The 13,432-nt window shown below is 46.4% G+C and carries 15 protein-coding genes; 2 read left to right on the plus strand and 13 right to left on the minus strand.

What is annotated here, in order from left to right; translation table 11 throughout:
• Nucleotides 1-49 precede the first annotated feature (49 nt).
• The 5 genes from BLR88_RS03850 to BLR88_RS03870 all read right to left on the minus strand — a co-directional run bounded on the left by BLR88_RS03850 (nt 50) and on the right by BLR88_RS03870 (nt 3,535).
• Entirely contained in the window at nt 50-880 is an 831-nt protein-coding gene (locus tag BLR88_RS03850) for a hypothetical protein (protein ID WP_057899421.1), read from the minus strand.
• A gap of 1 nt (nt 881) precedes the next feature.
• Nucleotides 882-1,574 carry a glycosyltransferase family 2 protein gene (locus tag BLR88_RS03855; protein ID WP_236781886.1) on the minus strand — a complete coding sequence of 231 codons (693 nt, stop codon included), beginning with the start codon at nt 1,572-1,574 and terminating at the stop codon, nt 882-884.
• Entirely contained in the window at nt 1,565-2,647 is a 1,083-nt protein-coding gene (steA, locus tag BLR88_RS03860; RefSeq protein ID WP_322787643.1) for a putative cytokinetic ring protein SteA, read from the minus strand. Before steA ends, BLR88_RS03855 begins: the two co-directional genes overlap by 10 nt.
• Nucleotides 2,648-2,740: 93 nt before the next feature.
• The gene (locus BLR88_RS03865; protein WP_057899423.1) at nt 2,741-3,121 is read right to left on the minus strand and encodes a rhodanese-like domain-containing protein; all 381 of its coding nucleotides are present in this window, start codon (nt 3,119-3,121) and stop codon (nt 2,741-2,743) included.
• Nucleotides 3,122-3,340: 219 nt separating this feature from the next.
• Nucleotides 3,341-3,535 (minus strand): cold-shock protein, encoded by a 195-nt coding sequence (locus BLR88_RS03870; RefSeq protein ID WP_322787644.1) that lies wholly within the window; start codon nt 3,533-3,535, stop codon nt 3,341-3,343.
• 197 nt (nt 3,536-3,732) lie between these two features.
• Here BLR88_RS03870 and BLR88_RS03875 point away from each other — a divergent pair, with 197 nt between their 5' ends.
• The gene (locus BLR88_RS03875) at nt 3,733-4,416 is read left to right on the plus strand and encodes a MerR family transcriptional regulator (RefSeq protein WP_057899425.1); all 684 of its coding nucleotides are present in this window, start codon (nt 3,733-3,735) and stop codon (nt 4,414-4,416) included.
• 36 nt (nt 4,417-4,452) lie between these two features.
• On the opposite strand, the gene BLR88_RS03880 is transcribed toward BLR88_RS03875, so the two are convergent.
• The 5 genes from BLR88_RS03880 to surE all read right to left on the minus strand — a co-directional run bounded on the left by BLR88_RS03880 (nt 4,453) and on the right by surE (nt 9,099).
• Nucleotides 4,453-5,820: a hemolysin family protein gene (locus tag BLR88_RS03880; protein ID WP_057899426.1), complete on the minus strand. Its 1,368-nt coding sequence runs from the start codon at nt 5,818-5,820 to the stop codon at nt 4,453-4,455.
• A gap of 148 nt (nt 5,821-5,968) precedes the next feature.
• Nucleotides 5,969-6,676 (minus strand): zinc metallopeptidase, encoded by a 708-nt coding sequence (locus BLR88_RS03885; RefSeq protein WP_057899427.1) that lies wholly within the window; start codon nt 6,674-6,676, stop codon nt 5,969-5,971.
• A 24-nt stretch (nt 6,677-6,700) separates the two neighbouring features.
• Nucleotides 6,701-7,120 carry a MerR family transcriptional regulator gene (locus BLR88_RS03890; RefSeq protein ID WP_057899428.1) on the minus strand — a complete coding sequence of 140 codons (420 nt, stop codon included), beginning with the start codon at nt 7,118-7,120 and terminating at the stop codon, nt 6,701-6,703.
• 90 nt (nt 7,121-7,210) lie between these two features.
• Entirely contained in the window at nt 7,211-8,293 is a 1,083-nt protein-coding gene (locus BLR88_RS03895) for a hypothetical protein (protein ID WP_057899429.1), read from the minus strand.
• A gap of 14 nt (nt 8,294-8,307) precedes the next feature.
• Nucleotides 8,308-9,099 carry a 5'/3'-nucleotidase SurE gene (gene surE / locus BLR88_RS03900; RefSeq protein WP_057899430.1) on the minus strand — a complete coding sequence of 264 codons (792 nt, stop codon included), beginning with the start codon at nt 9,097-9,099 and terminating at the stop codon, nt 8,308-8,310.
• A gap of 234 nt (nt 9,100-9,333) precedes the next feature.
• Between surE and BLR88_RS03905 the strand changes: the two genes are divergently transcribed.
• Nucleotides 9,334-9,783: an N-acetyltransferase gene (locus BLR88_RS03905; protein ID WP_057899431.1), complete on the plus strand. Its 450-nt coding sequence runs from the start codon at nt 9,334-9,336 to the stop codon at nt 9,781-9,783.
• A gap of 89 nt (nt 9,784-9,872) precedes the next feature.
• Here the strand turns inward: BLR88_RS03905 and lepB are convergent, their stop codons facing one another.
• The 3 genes from lepB to BLR88_RS03920 all read right to left on the minus strand — a co-directional run bounded on the left by lepB (nt 9,873) and on the right by BLR88_RS03920 (nt 13,364).
• Entirely contained in the window at nt 9,873-10,379 is a 507-nt protein-coding gene (gene lepB, locus BLR88_RS03910) for a signal peptidase I (RefSeq protein ID WP_139184902.1), read from the minus strand.
• 381 nt (nt 10,380-10,760) lie between these two features.
• Nucleotides 10,761-12,254: an aldehyde dehydrogenase family protein gene (locus BLR88_RS03915; RefSeq protein WP_057899433.1), complete on the minus strand. Its 1,494-nt coding sequence runs from the start codon at nt 12,252-12,254 to the stop codon at nt 10,761-10,763.
• A gap of 225 nt (nt 12,255-12,479) precedes the next feature.
• On the minus strand, nt 12,480-13,364 hold the full coding sequence (locus tag BLR88_RS03920) for a DUF1444 family protein (protein ID WP_057899434.1): 885 nt from the start codon (nt 13,362-13,364) through the stop codon (nt 12,480-12,482).
• Nucleotides 13,365-13,432 lie beyond the last annotated feature (68 nt).

Genomic DNA, 13,432 nt, shown 5'->3' on the forward strand with positions numbered 1-13,432 from the left:
CAGTTTTTCTACCAATCTGCCTTTTCTTCCGGCATTTCGTTCCTCTGTTTCACCTCACCCGCCCCCACTGATCCAGGCAGCGCAGAATGCGGTTCTTTTCAATTGCAACCGTCAGGGAAGCCCCCTCTGCATAGAAATGAAGCCCGAGCAGCAGCGTTACAACTATGCATTTAACGGATAAACTCCAGGCATAAACGCAAAAAATTCCGCCCAAAAAGCCAAGTAGATTGGCTCCCGTATCCCCAAGCATCGCCCGTCCTGAAAAATCGTACGGAGCCACTGCAAACGAAATCATCAATGTATAAGCGAATAAAGGAAGCACCGATTCCGGCACAGTGCCGGCCGCCAAACAAAGCAGCATAATCAACCAGAATCCTTTCAGCGCGCGCCCCGGACGCACATCAAGCAAATTGATAAAGTTGGCCGCAAGCGCAAGCAACAATGCATTCACCACCCTTTCCCCAAAAGAAGAAGCGGATAAAAAGGATATCCCGAGCGAACAACTCATGATCATCCCAGCTTTAGCAGCGCCGGTCGTGATGCGTCTTTCACACCAAAGCGCCCTAAAATGCCCACGTATGCCTTTTACGTCATACCGACCTATCCGGTCATCCAACCAACCTGCAAGAGAAACCACCAGGCTCAAACCGCAGGCAAGCAGCAACTCCTGCCCGTTGCTCCCATTTTGCGCAACAGTCGCGCAAATAATGATGTAGACAAGAAGGGCCATTGAAAATACGAGTCCATAACCAAGCGGAATCATCTCCCCACGGTAATTGGCCGCAAGCCAACCGAAACGGCAAAATATATAGTCTATCGCTCTCATCCCCCACCATCCGATAAGCCACCCGCTTCCTGCCCAAAACGCAAGAGCCAGCACCTTAGCGTACCTCCCGGGCCGTCATCGCTTTTTGAATGGCTGCGTATTGCCGACCACGGTGCCAAAAGCCAGCAAGCGTGCGGCCATATTCCCGATGCCGAAATGAAAGCGGCAATTCGCAGACAAGAAGACCTGCTTTAAGAATATCGAGCGTCATCACCGCTTCGATGCCAAACCCGCAATTCCAGTTGCGTACCGCGTCAACCGCGCGGCGTGTCAGCGCCCGCTGGCCGGACAAAGGCGCTTCGATCCGCGCGCCGGTCAGCCGGTAAATTTTCCGCCGTGCCATACGCTTTGTCCAGCCGAATCCCCCTTTTAAAATGTGCAAAGGGGAAGCGATCACCATATCGACCTTCTCGCTTTGCAAAAACTCCAACAATCGGATCATTTCCCGGGCCGTACTTCCAAGATCGGCATCCACAAATAAAAAATGCTGGCCTTCCGCCACTTCTATTCCACGCCGAAGCGCACTGCCTTTTCCTTCATTTTGAAGCAGTCTCACCACACGATCCGCCCAGCTGGCGGCCAGCAAAGCGGTATCGTCCGTACTTCCATCATCCACCACAATTAACTGGCATTCGCGAAGCAACGGATGGGCCCGAAGCGAGCGCAATGTTTCTCTAATCCAGGCTGCCTCATTATAAGCCGGTATAATTATCGAAGTATCATGCTTCATCGTTTCACCTACACCCATGTTTTTAAATAATGCAAAAGCGGCAGGCGCATCCTTCCGCTTTTCGGGTATAAATGGTGTAACCCTTTCGCATCGACAAGCCGTCCTCCCACTTTCATGCGTACCAGCAATGTGCTTGCCATCCCTTGCCTTCCTTTCTCTAAAAAATCTCCCATCGCCGAATGTGCTCCCACACTGATCAGCAAATCAGCTCCGTTGTCATATGCGTACAACAATGCCATATCCTCGCTCGTGCCTGGTGCTGGAAGCACATGATAGGCAAGACCAAGTTGTTTTACTCTTTCCGCTCCCGGCGCACTGCCATCCATATATCCATGAACAACAATATCCTGAGCCGCGCGCAGCGCCTTGTCACTTACACTGTCCATATCGCCCATAATAATATCGGGACACCACCCCTGTTCAAGTAAGGCGTCCCCGCCGCCATCTACACCGATTAATGCCGGCCTACGTGCCACAATATAATTGCTAAGCGCATGCAAATCTTCTTTATAATATTTGCCGCGCGAAACAATAAGTGCGGGCCGGCCAGCAATAGACGTACGGAGGGGAAGCGAAACAAGCGGAGTAAACAAGCGTTTTTTTTCTTGCTCGGCATAGCGCAACGTATTCTCTACAAAACGTTTAAGCTGTTCAGGCATATTTTTTTCGGCGTTGTGACGCAAAGCTTCCCATTGTTCCGGCGTAACCGGAGCAAGACGGGTTACCATCGATTGATCCCGTTCGCGGAACAAATAATGACCGTTAATAATAACGTTCTCACCGTTCGACAATTGCGTAAGTAAGTCAGGATGCGACGGGCAATCGTATAGTGGAATGCAATGTTCGAGCAATACTCTCGCCCCCTGCGCTTCGTAATCCCCGGTAAACGATACAGCACAGTTCACTACCGCTCCCACTCCGCGCTCAATCAGTTCACGGGCCGCTAATTCATCAATGTTAGTATGGGAAATGATGGCGATATCTCCAGGGCAAAGTGCAGACACGACCTGCTTCGTCACATGCCCGCATCTGACCTTTCCTCTCACTATGCGATTGTTTCCTCTTAGGTACGACAGCATAATACCGATCATCTCCTTCACTTTCTAGTATGGAAGAGTTGAAAAGGTTCCATACAAAAAAAAGAGAAGGAAAATCGCTCTCTGGCGTCCTCCTTCTCTTTCCTGTTATTTGCTTACAACTTTACCCTTCCAGCGTTTCATACCGCCGGATACGTTGTATAAATTTTTAAATCCTTCTTTTTTCAAAATGCGGGCTGCCTGCGCGCTACGGAATCCGCTCTCGCAAATAAGATACGTCTCTTTGTCCTTCGGAATACCACTGACCGCGGATCTTACCTGGCCAAGCGGAATGTTACGCGCGCCTTGAATATGGCCGCGTCGGTATTCGTTCGGTTCCCGTACGTCGATGATCTGCTTGCCCTTTGGTTGCTTAAGCACTTCCTGCAACTCATCGGCCGAGACGCTTTTGACACCGCGCGGAGGTAGCATACGCATAATAATAAAGATAACTAAAAGTACAAGCAGTACTACAGGTAGCCAATCCATTTCTCTCTCTCCTTATTTCAATATACCTATAATGGTAGCGTACTACAGGTTATTTTTTGTTGCAACCGACAAAAAACCTTGTGATGCGGAGTACCATCCGTTCACAAGGTTTCCTTCCCCCTAATATCCGCTTAGCTTTTCATATCCGTACTCTCGTTCTGTGTTCCCGCATTTCTTTTCCAGCACGCTGTAACTCGACGTTATAGGGGTCACATATTACTAAGAATTAATATAGTGAGCTAACTCCGGCAACATCCGTGTCTCCTGAGTCATGCGCGACTGACAGAGAGGACAGGTCGGCTGTTCGGAAAATGAAAAATCCTGCCGCATCCAACCATTGCATTCATCATTATCACAGCTCCACACCTTCATTTCGTACAATGGAATTTCCTCGATCTGCTGTTTGCTTCGCATGAAAGCCATATTCCCCCATCCATCCTTTCAGCTTCAATGTATACAGATAGCTTCCCTCGCTTAGTACATTTTATGCTTTTATGTCGAAAAAAGCGAAAGAACACTTCTTTTGATAACCTTTGTCGAGCGGGTAGGAACTTTTTTATTTATGCCGTATTCTTAATTTAAAGCACGAGCCAATGAGGAGGTTGGAAAAAATGCAAAGCAATAGCATGTGGATGGCGTCAAAAGATGTAGCGGAAAAACTGGATGTAAACGTTCGGACTGTCCGCAACTGGATCGATACATTCAGCTCATATATGGTATTGCAAAAGAATAGCCAAGGACACTTTCTTTTAAGCGAGCAGGCATTTAATCTACTTGTTGAAATCAAGCGCGTGAAAGACTCTGGAGTGCAAACGCTAAAGGAAGTAGAAGAAGTGCTATTGCTGGAAAAAATTCTTCCCGAAAAAAAGAACCTGGATATTAACTACAAATTCCAAGAAGAAACCGAACCAATGAGTCCCCCTGAAGACAATACAACACGTTGCCTGTTTGAACGGATGAATGAACTGGAACGCCATCTTAGTCAACAACTATTGGAAACCATGCAAGAATTTATGCAAGCATACGAAGCATCCGTTTCCTACCAACCGAAAGAAGAAACCCCTCCGGCCGATTTGATGCTTACACAATATTACAAAGAAATTCTACGCAAAATGGAAGAAATGGAGAAAAAACAGGAAAGTCTCCGCCTTGAAATACGCAAAATAAACTTTGAAATCCAGATGCTCGGTGCTGTACAAAAACAGCAGACCAAAAAGAAAAAAGGCTTCTCTTGGAATTTCTTCTGCTTCTCTTCCAAAAAGAAAGCCAAAAGCCAAATTCCTTCCAAAGCATAAGTAAAAGGCCGCGGACTCGCGGCCTTTTACTTATTATTACTCATACACCATTCTTTCACCCTTTGCATCCGCCGCTCCCGCAAGCTCCTCTTTCTCGTCTTTCTCTAGCCTACGCAGCGATAGGCGGACAATGCGCAGGTGGTCTACCTCGGTCACTTTGAACTCATAACCGTGAGCGTATACAGTCTGCCCCACTTGTGGCGGAAACTCCACCTGGGAAAACACCCAGCCCCCGATGGTATCATAGTCATCCGAATCAATGTCCAGACCAAAGCGGTCATTAACTTCCTCAATTAATAAGCGTCCGTCAACTGAATAGGAGGTATCCCCTTTTTGTTCGATATGCGGGCGTTCCTCATCAAACTCGTCCTGAATTTCTCCTACGATTTCTTCGAGAATATCTTCTACGGTCACAAGCCCCGCTGTTCCGCCGTACTCATCAATAACGATCGCCATCTGCGAACGGTTGCGCTGCATCTGCTTCAGCAAATCGCTAATATGGATCGATTCAGGCACGCGCTCCACTGGACGAATAATGGTGCTCAAATCATTCTGCCTGTCACTCATGTAAAGACGATATATATCCTTAATATGGACAAACCCGATAATATTGTCTTTATCTTCCGCCGCTACCGGATAACGCGTATGCATTTCTTCCATGACAGTCTTTAATGTTTTCTCAAACGGATCGTCCCGAAACACGCATACCATATCCGTACGTGGAATCATAATCTCCCGGGCATTGCGCTCCGCGAATTCAAAAACATTGTCTACCAATGTCAATTCGGTCTGGTCAATCAGACCACTCTTATGGCTTTGTTGCATTAAAATTCGGATTTCTTCCTCCGTATGCGCAGAAGCGTGATCCGTTGTTGGCTGAATACCTATGAATTTAAGGAAGAAAAATGCGGCTTTGTTTAAAGCCCAAATAAACGGGTACATAACTTTATAAAATAAAACCAAAGGCCCGGCTGTCCATAGTGTCGTCGACTCCGACTTTTGGATTGCCATGGATTTAGGCGCCAGTTCTCCAAGGACAATGTGCAAAAACGTAATAATGGAAAAAGCAATCACAAAAGAGAGCGTATGAACAAGCGGTTCTGGCACATGCAACGCGTGCATCACCGGCCCGAGCAATTGGGCGATGGCGGGTTCTCCGATCCATCCCAATCCGAGTGAAGCGAGCGTAATGCCAAGCTGGGTCGCGGAAAGATAAGCATCCAGATTGTCGATCAATTTTTTAGCCAAGCCGGCGCGCTTGTTTCCTTCCATAATAAGCTGGCTAATTCTTGTACTTCGCACCTTCACAAGTGCAAACTCCGCTGCCACAAAGAAACCGTTTAAAAAAACCAAAAAGAAAACGGCAGCAATGTAAAGCAAGGTAGACAATGGATCAGTACTCAACTAGTCTCTGTCACTCGCAAGAATGACAGATACACCTCCTTATCGCTTCAAAAAATCAAAAAACGCACATCTACCCATATAGTTTATTTATACCACATGATAGATAATTTATAAACGGGCCGCGAGCACCGCACGCAGCCCGTCCATCTTAGTCTCTGTCATTAGATGAAAAAATCCAAATGTATTCGAGCAATTGCAGCACGGCTACCAGCGTGGAAGCTACATACGTCAGCGCGGCTGCGCCCAACACTTTATCGACGCCACGCTTTTCGCTCTCTGCAACAAACCCTTCAGCAAGCATCAGGCGCTTGGCGCGCGCACTCGCATTAAATTCGACCGGCAACGTTACGACCTGAAAGGCCACTGCCGCAGCGAAGAAAATAATCCCGATAAGCAAAAGATTCGTCATTTTAAAGAAAATCCCGGCAAGCAACAAAAACGGCGCAATTCCGGAGGTAATATTCACGACCGGGAACATGCGGTGGCGCAATACCAGCATACTGTATCCTTCCTTGTGCTGAATCGCATGCCCAACTTCGTGCGCCGCAACGGAAATGGATGCAATGGAATTTCCGTAATAAACCGGCTCTGACAAACGCACCACATTAGATATCGGGTCAAAATGGTCAGTCAGTGTTCCAGGCACTGGTTCGACCGGCACATGATGCAACCCATTATCATCCAGAATACGGCGCGCCACTTCCGCTCCGCTCAACCCAGACCGCGCCGTTACTTGGGCGAATTGATTGAAGTTCCCTTTTACTTTAAATTGTGCCCAGATAGTTAGCGCGAAAGCGGCCAAAATCAACGGCGTAATCCATGTAAATACCACGGTTGCAACTCCTCCTTGATTCATTATAACAGTATGATTTAAGATTTCTTAAAACGGTGCGTCGCCGAGAAGCAACATAAGGGTATGCAAAAGCGAACTTCCCTGTAGCGAGAGTTGTTTGGCGACCAGACGCGCCTGCCTCTCATCCATTGTCCTAAGATGTAGCGTTAATTCCCGCACGCGTTGTTCCAAGTTTCGCATCTCGCCCTGGATTTCCTGCACGCTTTGTACGACATCTACCACATCTTTCGTCATTTCGCCATCCTGCCACTGAACGATCCGTTCCCTAATTTCTTCAAGCGTTAGCTTCTGGCGTTTTAAGCACTCAATCAATCGCAGGCGATCGATCGTCTCCTCAGGATACAGGCGGTAATTCGCTTCCGATCGCTCCGCACTCAAAAGTCCAAGATTCGTGTAATAATCGATCGTGCGCTTGCTTACCTGCGCTTGTGCCGCTACTTCTCCTATACGATAGAACTTCCCATTAGTTTCACTTCCTTCCGCTCTATTTTTATTTTAGCATATATTTTGCAAACCAAACAGTAAAACGTGATAGTTTTATGCGTCCGCTATAGTTTGATAAGGGTTTGTTTGATGACCAGGCCATTCTCCTGCATACGCATCAGCTAACCGTTTAAACGAACGCTCATCCCATTCGATATGCAAGAGTGTTCCGTTTTCATATCCAGCAATCGGGATATACCCCTGCTGAAGCGGGTATTCCTCTTCCAATTTCTGATATTCTGTAAGCGACATTAGCATCGTAGCTAACGGGTTTGCTTCCAGTTCGCTCAGATTAACGATCTGATATACATCAAGTAATTGCGGCGTCATGGTCACGACGAGCAGGCGGGTTTCTTCTCCTGCTCTATTTTTTCCCACTTTCTCACCGACCCACAGCAAAATCTCAGCTTCGCGCGCCTGCGGGTTCGGGTGACGCCGCATCATCCAAAGCGCCCGGTACATCGCCCCCATTGCTTGCTCCCGTGCACCCTCTTCCCCGAAACGGTTCTCCATTAAGCGATAATCAAAATAAAACGAAAAACCTTTTTCACTAAGTCTCTCAAAGGAAAGCTCTCGGCCTGGTGCCGTTTTCTCTGGCATCCCCTCATCCTCTTCTTCACCTGGATCGTAGTGATAAGCTTCAAGCAACAATGTAGTCGCTTTCTCCTTTTCGGTCACAGGAAACGAAATCGCCTCTGAATAAAGGTGAATAAGACCGGAGTCGGCCTGGGCTGTGTAATGAACCCAAACAGCGTTCTGTTCAAGAAAGCGAACCGCCATATACCGCATCGTGTCATCCACCGCATCAAACAGGAGCGGGTAGCCGAGTGGCTCTTCCGGGTCAGTCACTACCCAAAGCACCGCGATCCAGTTCTGTTTATAACGCGTGAAATCCAGATAAACCTTTGCCTCCGCTTGCTCGCCGAACGCGTCAATATCATCATAAACAATCACAATCTCTACATCTCCCCTAGCATTCAATCGGGGAAAGTATTGCTTTCCGTCTTCTTCGACCATATGGTATACATCCTGAAACGCCAGGCGGTTTAATACCTCTCCCATCGTTTCTTCCCCCGGCGAAACCCGTTCTTCCGGCAAAGGGATATCAGGTTTTAACCGTTGCCACGCTTCGCTCACATCCGCGCCCTCCCCTATTCTTCCGCAAGCAAATTTTTCTTAATAACTTTCCACTTTTCCATTTTTTTTATAAATTTATAGTCTGTAGAATCGATATGAATTGGCGTCATCGTAATGTATTTGTTTTTGATCATATGGTAATCATTGTTTTTGATTTTCTTCAGTTCACTATATTCGCGATCCAGCCAGTATTCCGGCACACCGAATGCACCCGGCCTTTCATCAATGCGATCGCGATAGTGGTGAATGTCAAGTCCTGTGACAACCACACCCTTCAATTCGTCTGCTTTCACATGTGGAATGTTCATATTGATCAGCACATCGACCGGGATGTCATGAATTTTTATCTCTTCCCAAACGGGACGCACAAGTTTTTCCACTTCTCCGAAATCATCTTTATGGAAATGGTTATCATATGAAACAGCGATCGCCGGAATTTCGTAAATCACCGCCTCACGCGCTGCGCTTACTGTACCGGAATAATAAATATCTTTTCCAAGATTAACCCCAGCATTTATTCCAGAAATAACCAGATCAGGACGTCCCTTTAAAATGACATTAAGGGCCATTTTTACGCAATCGGCCGGCGTACCATTTACCGCCCATGCTTTAACATCGTTCATACCATGGAAGTCAACCTGTTTAACGGTCAATCCTTCCCGCACAGTAATACGGTGACCTTCTGCGCTTCGTTCTGTATCAGGAGCCACCACGATAATTTCAGCAAGTCCTTCCAGCGACTTTACCAATTTATGAATACCAAGGGCATGAATCCCGTCATCATTTGTCACTACTATTTTATACATTGTGAATCCTCCACATGAAATGTTCTTTTTTATTCATTTTACTCTTTCAACCTGGAAAAATCACGAAAAGGCAGAAAATAACCAGAAAGCTCCTTACTGCTCCGGGCATCTTCATTTTTCACAAATTGTTTAGAAACAACGTGTGCGATGCGTATAAAATCCATGTATATTGGTGTAGGAATATCATGTAAAATACACTCGGATCAGCAAAAACGTAAATGGGAAGGAATAGTCATGAATATTTTTGAGGAGTTCCAACGTGTTTTCGAAACGCACGGCATCCCCTATCATCCAGAAAAAAAAGGGGAATATCGCTACCTCTACCGTACTGACGAGGAAATGCGGGATGCTGGCATGACGGCTGACAATATAATGCTTGATCTGTTCTTTGATAACAAAAACGAAGCGATGTTTCTCGGAATGATTCGCATTCCTCATAAACACCGCGGCAAAAATATCGGCGCTAACCTGGTTAGAATTATGAAAGAATATGCGAAAGAACGTCACTGGGTTATCATTCTTGAAAGTGCACCAGAAAATTTGCTATTCTGGCAAAAGATGCATTTTTCCAGCTTTATGTACGAAACATACGGGTTTTGGATGATGGGATATGGAGCAAAAAGCAAATTGGTTTTCAAAGTGAAGTGGACACAAATGAAGAAGCATCTATACGCGAAAGCATAAATTAAAGCACTGAAAAACTCGCGGGCGGGTACGCTTCGCCAGTTTTTCAGTGTTTACCATTAACAAACACTTCAGTGTAAACCATTCTTCTACTCTATCCATTTCACGTTTTGAAACGGATAAAAAATAAACTCCGCTTTTCCTACCACCTTGCTGCGAGAAATAAAACCGATCTCTCTGCTATCCATACTACGGTTCCGGTTATCACCCATCACGAAGTACGAATTAGGCAGCACTTTAATTTTGTCAAACTCCCCTAACGTAACTTCGTTAATGTACGGCTCATCCACTATCTTGCCGTTACGGTACAAAACACCATTTTTTAATTCCAGTTCATCGCCTGGGACACCGATAATGCGCTTAATATAATCTTCTTCATCATTCGCATGCAAAACAATGACATCGCCATATCTTGGGTTTCGCACATAATATATCCATTTATTAACTACGATACGCTCATTGTCTCCCAGAGTCGGATACATGGAGACCCCTTCCACTACATATGGCGCGAAAAAGAAGATGCGTACCATCACTAGCAACATCGCAAGAACCAAAAAGTACCTGCTAAAGTGCACGATTCCCAAGTTCCTTTTCACCTTCCCGTTTCCCCCCGCACAAAATTTTACTTTTATTTTCTCTGTTTTCCTTTCATCTGTACAGGGGAATAGGTTGTCGAATCGCTTCTTATTTTGCGGCTATCTCATTTACCTTCGCTCGCCTTTAGCAATACGAACTTTGCCTTGTCATGCAGGCTCATCCAACGAACGCTGGCCTCATATGAGATTCGTGTTCCTCAGGCCGAAGAGTTGCCGCCGGCTTCCTTCAGATTTAACCTCACGGTCGACACCCTTGCCATAAGCTAATGGCTACTACTACCTTCGCCATTCGGGACTTAAACTCTAGAGATGACACTCATGCCGGGCACACACGAAAAACTCCCCGTAATTTTTACGAGGAGTTTTAGTTGCATTAAAATATTATCCACGCAAGTTGACCCATACACTCTTGACCTGGGTGTAAAGTTCAAGCGCATAACTTCCCATCTCACGTCCGATGCCACTTTGCTTGTAACCGCCAAACGGCGATGCGGCGTCAAATACATTGTAGCAGTTCACCCAAATGGTACCTGCCTTGATTCTGTCGGCCAGTTTATGAGCGTTGGTAATATTCTGTGTCCATACGCCCGCTGCAAGGCCATATATCGTACGATTCGCGCGTTCAACCAAATCATCTATGTCTTCAAACGGCAACGCGGCCAATACCGGACCAAAGATTTCTTCCTGGGCAATTGTCATATCGTCCGTCACATCAGAGAAAACGGTCGGCTGCACAAAATATCCCTGCTTCAACGCTTCTTCTTCCCGCACAGCAGTTATCATGCGTGCGCCTTCTCTCTGTCCGATATCAATATAATCAATGACACGGTTAAATTGTTCAGCAGACACCAGCGGCCCCATCTCCGTGTCCGGGGATAAACCATTGCCGACTTTAATTTTCTGGGCATGCGATACCATATCACTTAACACGTTATCGTATACTTTCTTGTGAACGAATAGACGCGAACCGGCACAGCATACCTGACCTTGGTTAAAGAAAATACCTGTTAGCGCACCTGGAATCGCCCGCGACATATCTGCGTCCGGCAGAATAATGTTCGGCGACTTGCCGCCAAGTTCAAGCGAAATTTTCTTCAGGGTGCCCGCTGCTTTCTGCATAATCAGGCGTCCTACTTCTGTTGAGCCGGTGAACGCGATCTTATCCACATCAGGATGTTCGACCAGAGGCTGACCTGCTGTTTCGCCGAAGCCAGGCACGATATTTACGACCCCTTCCGGGAAGCCAGCTTCCATAATCAACTCCCCGAGACGAAGTGCGGTCAAAGGCGTCTGCTCTGCAGGTTTCAGTACGACTGTATTACCGCAGGCCAGCGCTGCTCCAAGTTTCCATGCCGCCATCAGCAACGGGAAGTTCCATGGAATAATTTGCCCGACTACGCCTACGGGCTCCCGTTTTGTATAGTTAAAGTAATTCGGTACGGATACTGGAATCGTCTGTCCATAAATTTTGGTTGCCCACCCCGCATAATAGCGGAAATGGTCAACTGTTAGCGGTACGTCCGCGTTCAGCGTTTCGCGGATTGGTTTTCCGTTATCCAGCGTTTCAAGTTGTGCTAATTCTTCCGCATTTTGTTCAATCAAATCAGCCAGCCGATACAACAATTGTCCCCGCTGTGACGGAGTCATCTTGCTCCATGAGCCATTCAGAGCCTCTCTTGCCGCTTTAACAGCTCTGTTAATATCCTCAGCGTCTCCCTCGGCCACCTGGCATAGCACTTCTTTTGTTGCCGGATTGACCGTTTCGAATGTTTTGCCGCTTGCCGATTCGACCCATTGACCATTAATAAGCATTTTTTTCGGCTCTTTGAGGAATTTTTCAACATTCGGGTGTAAAGATGGGGAAGCTAACTGCATGAACAAATGCCTCCTTATACTTTTTTGGAATGTAACTCCACCTCCTACTATATATGAAAACGTTAGCAAAATAAATATATTTTTTTAAAAAAAGCAGAATATTTTATCTATTTATTTTGTCGACAAAATTCAACAAATAGTGTTTCCTCGTAGAGAAAAAGGATATGTTTCTTTATCACTGTAAAGTAACATATCCTTTCCTGTATCATAAAAAAGCTTGGATTCTTACCGCTCTGGTGGCCGTTTTCTCTTACCGCCCAAGCTCGGATATTTATGGCGCGATTTCGGATGCCGCATGACCATATACGGTTCCAATTCCCCATTCTCGTACATGAACGGAATCGGTGAAATCGGCACATCCCCACGCATGGAAAAATCGACCGCTATCTGCGCCAGTATATACGCTCCCTTGGCGTCGGCCAAATCCGCAATAATAAGGACGTCCTGATGCGGCAGCGCCACACCCATTTTCCCTTTTACTTTCTGCTCCATCCAAGATAGCAAATCCGGATTTAGCACACGGCTAGCGCTGTAACTATCCTCACCTGTAAAAAAGTAAAATACATTATTACCAATACGATCCTGCTTCGGCGTACTTTCAAGCCGCGCAAGGTTAGCGAGCGCTAATTCGTGCAATCTATCTTTTGTTATCTTCGCCTCCGCGACCATATCCCGAGTAATCAAAAAATAGCTCGTTTCCAAATCGAGCGCATACAACAGCACAGTTTCAGCTGTATGTTCGCGCCATACCACCTCTTTATTTTTCTCCGCTTTCACAAAAGAAGGATGGCGAATAACCGGATAAATCCGCGTCTCATTGCCGTGTAGCGCATGCTCCTTCACGGCTTCGCTGGCCGTTACAACCACTTTAGCCACAAAATCCTCAATCCATTGTTCTTTTTCTGATTCATGCTGCTCCACTTTCGTAAATAGCGGGGTGAGCCTAATTTCTAGTTCACCGCCCTGCTTTTCGGAGTGGCGCAGCGTTATAGTCTCCAGCCGCTCTATATCACCTATAACTTGCCATTCTTCTGAAAGCGAGCGGCTTAAATTTCGGACGACTCGCTGATGCACTTCTTTTTTTAGTTCCAGCTTTCTGTTTTCCTCCATCTTTATCTCTTCCTTACACTTTATATTTTCCCCGTCGCTATTCATTCGCCAAAATCGAGATAAAACAT

Origin of the sequence: Aneurinibacillus thermoaerophilus, from assembly GCF_900099925.1 — a bacterium.
In the GTDB taxonomy this organism is placed as follows: Bacteria; Bacillota; Bacilli; order Aneurinibacillales; family Aneurinibacillaceae; genus Aneurinibacillus; species Aneurinibacillus thermoaerophilus.

Coding starts and splice junctions, on each gene's coding strand:
- BLR88_RS03875 (WP_057899425.1), top strand. CDS start 3,733: ATGCAAAGCAATAGCATGTGGATGGCGTCAAAAGATGTAGCGGAAAAA.
- BLR88_RS03870 (WP_322787644.1), bottom strand. CDS start 3,535: ATGCGAAGCAAACAGCAGATCGAGGAAATTCCATTGTACGAAATGAAG.
- surE (WP_057899430.1), bottom strand. CDS start 9,099: ATGTATAAAATAGTAGTGACAAATGATGACGGGATTCATGCCCTTGGT.
- steA (WP_322787643.1), bottom strand. CDS start 2,647: ATGATCGGTATTATGCTGTCGTACCTAAGAGGAAACAATCGCATAGTG.
- BLR88_RS03920 (WP_057899434.1), bottom strand. CDS start 13,364: ATGGAGGAAAACAGAAAGCTGGAACTAAAAAAAGAAGTGCATCAGCGA.
- BLR88_RS03905 (WP_057899431.1), top strand. CDS start 9,334: ATGAATATTTTTGAGGAGTTCCAACGTGTTTTCGAAACGCACGGCATC.
- BLR88_RS03855 (WP_236781886.1), bottom strand. CDS start 1,574: ATGGGTGTAGGTGAAACGATGAAGCATGATACTTCGATAATTATACCG.
- BLR88_RS03865 (WP_057899423.1), bottom strand. CDS start 3,121: ATGGATTGGCTACCTGTAGTACTGCTTGTACTTTTAGTTATCTTTATT.
- BLR88_RS03915 (WP_057899433.1), bottom strand. CDS start 12,254: ATGCAGTTAGCTTCCCCATCTTTACACCCGAATGTTGAAAAATTCCTC.
- BLR88_RS03885 (WP_057899427.1), bottom strand. CDS start 6,676: ATGAATCAAGGAGGAGTTGCAACCGTGGTATTTACATGGATTACGCCG.